Source organism: Arthrobacter sp. Y3221160 (genome assembly GCF_059092585.1).
Genome location: NZ_JBNHHU010000004.1, coordinates 1 through 3,278, shown reverse-complemented (window position 1 = coordinate 3,278; position 3,278 = coordinate 1). Strand labels below are relative to the sequence as shown.

Below are 3,278 nucleotides of genomic sequence, written 5' to 3'. Positions count from 1 at the left end.
GGGGGTGGTGTGGTGTAAGTTGTCGGACTATTAGTACCGGTCAGCTTCACGAGTCTTTCGTCCTCGCTTCCACATCCGGCCTATCAACCCAGTGGTCTGGCTGGGGTCCTCTCCCCCACGAAGGGGATGGAAATCTCATCTTGAAGCCGGCTTCCCGCTTAGATGCTTTCAGCGGTTATCCAATCCGAACGTAGCTAATCAGCGGTGCACTTGGCAGTACAACTGACACACCAGAGGTTCGTCCGTCCCGGTCCTCTCGTACTAAGGACAGACCTTCTCAAATTTCCTGCGCGCGCAGCGGATAGGGACCGAACTGTCTCACGACGTTCTAAACCCAGCTCGCGTACCGCTTTAATGGGCGAACAGCCCAACCCTTGGGACCTACTCCAGCCCCAGGATGCGACGAGCCGACATCGAGGTGCCAAACCATGCCGTCGATATGGACTCTTGGGCAAGATCAGCCTGTTATCCCCGAGGTACCTTTTATCCGTTGAGCGACGGCCATTCCACAATGTGCCGCCGGATCACTAGTCCCGACTTTCGTCCCTGCTCGAGATGTCTCTCTCACAGTCAAGCTCCCTTGTGCACTTACACTCGCCACCTGATTGCCAACCAGGCTGAGGGAACCTTTGGGCGCCTCCGTTACTCTTTAGGAGGCAACCGCCCCAGTTAAACTACCCATCAGGCACTGTCCCTGACCCGGATTACGGGCCGAAGTTAGATGTCCAGAGTGACCAGAGTGGTATTTCAACGATGACTCCACCCGAACTGGCGTCCGGGCTTCACAGTCTCCCACCTATCCTACACAAGCCACACCGAACACCAATACCAAACTATAGTAAAGGTCTCGGGGTCTTTCCGTCCTGCTGCGCGTAACGAGCATCTTTACTCGTAGTGCAATTTCGCCGAGTTTATGGTTGAGACAGCGGGGAAGTCGTTACTCCATTCGTGCAGGTCGGAACTTACCCGACAAGGAATTTCGCTACCTTAGGATGGTTATAGTTACCACCGCCGTTTACTGGGGCTTAAATTCTCCGCTTCGCCCCCAAAGGGGCTAACAGGTCCTCTTAACCTTCCAGCACCGGGCAGGAGTCAGTCCGTATACATCGTCTTGCGACTTCGCACGGACCTGTGTTTTTAGTAAACAGTCGCTTCCCCCTGGTCTCTGCGGCCCTTACCCGCTCCGAAGCGCAAGGCTTCTTCACGGTCCGGGCCCCCCTTCTCCCGAAGTTACGGGGGCATTTTGCCGAGTTCCTTAACCATAATTCTCTCGATCGCCTTGGTATTCTCTACCTGATCACCTGTGTCGGTTTGGGGTACGGGCGGCTAAAACCTCGCGTCGATGCTTTTCTCGGCAGCATAGGATCACCGAATCCCCCCATACGGGGGTCCCGTCAGGTCTCAGGCTTCACGAACGGCGGATTTGCCAACCGTTCACCCTACATCCTTGGACCGGGACTACCATCGCCCGGCTCGGCTACCTTCCTGCGTCACACCTGTTAATACGCTTACCTCCCCGGATCGGGTCCCGCGCGCCCCGCCCATACTGGCCCCGAAGGGCACGGATGAACGGTTTGGGCGGTTAGCATCACCGGATTGGCATGGGCGGTTTTTCGCCGGTACGGGAATATCAACCCGTTGTCCATCGACTACGCCTGTCGGCCTCGCCTTAGGTCCCGACTTACCCAGGGCAGATTAGCTTGACCCTGGAACCCTTGATCATTCGGCGGACGGGTTTCCCACCCGTCTTTCGCTACTCATGCCTGCATTCTCACTCGTGTAGGCTCCACCACTGGCTTCCGCCGCAGCTTCACTGCCCACACGACGCTCCCCTACCCACCAGCGCTCCTGAACCACGAAGGCTTGGATAATACGCTGATGCCACAACTTCGGCGGTGTACTTGAGCCCCGCTACATTGTCGGCGCGGAATCACTTGACCAGTGAGCTATTACGCACTCTTTCAAGGGTGGCTGCTTCTAAGCCAACCTCCTGGTTGTCTGGGCAACTCCACATCCTTTTCCACTTAGCACACGCTTAGGGGCCTTAGTTGGTGGTCTGGGCTGTTTCCCTCTCGACTATGAAGCTTATCCCCCACAGTCTCACTGCTGCGCTCTCACTTGCCGGCATTCGGAGTTTGGCTGACGTCAGTAACCTTGTAGGGCCCATCGGCCATCCAGTAGCTCTACCTCCGGCAAGAAACACGCAACGCTGCACCTAAATGCATTTCGGGGAGAACCAGCTATCACGGAGTTTGATTGGCCTTTCACCCCTACCCACAGCTCATCCCCTCCATTTTCAACTGAAGTGGGTTCGGTCCTCCACGCGCTCTTACACGCGCTTCAACCTGGCCATGGGTAGATCACTCCGCTTCGGGTCTAGATCACGCCACTGCAACGCCCTGTTCAGACTCGCTTTCGCTACGGCTTCCCCACACGGGTTAACCTCGCGACGTAACACTAACTCGCAGGCTCATTCTTCAAAAGGCACGCCGTCACAGCTACTAAGGCTGCTCCGACGGATTGTAAGCACACGGTTTCAGGTACTGTTTCACTCCCCTCCCGGGGTACTTTTCACCTTTCCCTCACGGTACTTGTCCGCTATCGGTCATCAGGTAGTATTCAGGCTTACCAGGTGGTCCTGGCAGATTCGCACGGGATTTCTCGGGCCCCGTGCTACTTGGGATACTCTCCAAGCGGCGTCACGCATTACGGTTACAGGGCTTACACCTTCTCCGGCCGGCCTTTCAAGACCGTTCACCTATACGCACGCACTCACTTTCGCTGTCCGGCAGAACAGCAGCGGAAAGTCCCGCAACCCCGGCCATGCAACGCCCGCCGGCTATCACACATGGACCGGTTTGGCCTCTTCCGCGTTCGCTCGCCACTACTGACGGAATCACTGTTGTTTTCTCTTCCTGCGGGTACTGAGATGTTTCACTTCCCCGCGTTCCCTCCACGCACCCTATGTGTTCAGGTACGGGTCACCCGGTCACTCGCGCGCCGGGCGGGGTTTCCCCATTCGGACATCCTGGGATCACCGTTCGGTTATCAACTCCCCCAGGCTTATCGCAGATTCCCACGTCCTTCTTCGGCTCCTGATGCCAAGGCATCCACCGTGTGCTCTTAAAAACTTGACCACAAAGATCAAAATCAGCTATTCGAGAGAACCAGGACAACCAAACCGTCAAAAGACGACTCAGCCACCAGGTTCATCAAAAAAATTGCTTTAAGATGCTCGCGTCCACTATGTAGTTCTCAAACAACAACCCCGTCACCCC

1 rRNA gene is annotated in these 3,278 nt (G+C 56.3%); it reads right to left on the bottom strand.

Annotation, left to right across the window (positions count from 1 at the left end):
* Positions 1–9: 9 nt before the first annotated feature.
* Positions 10–3,137: ribosomal RNA gene (locus tag AC5RWG_RS17160) — 23S ribosomal RNA — on the bottom strand.
* Positions 3,138–3,278 lie beyond the last annotated feature (141 nt).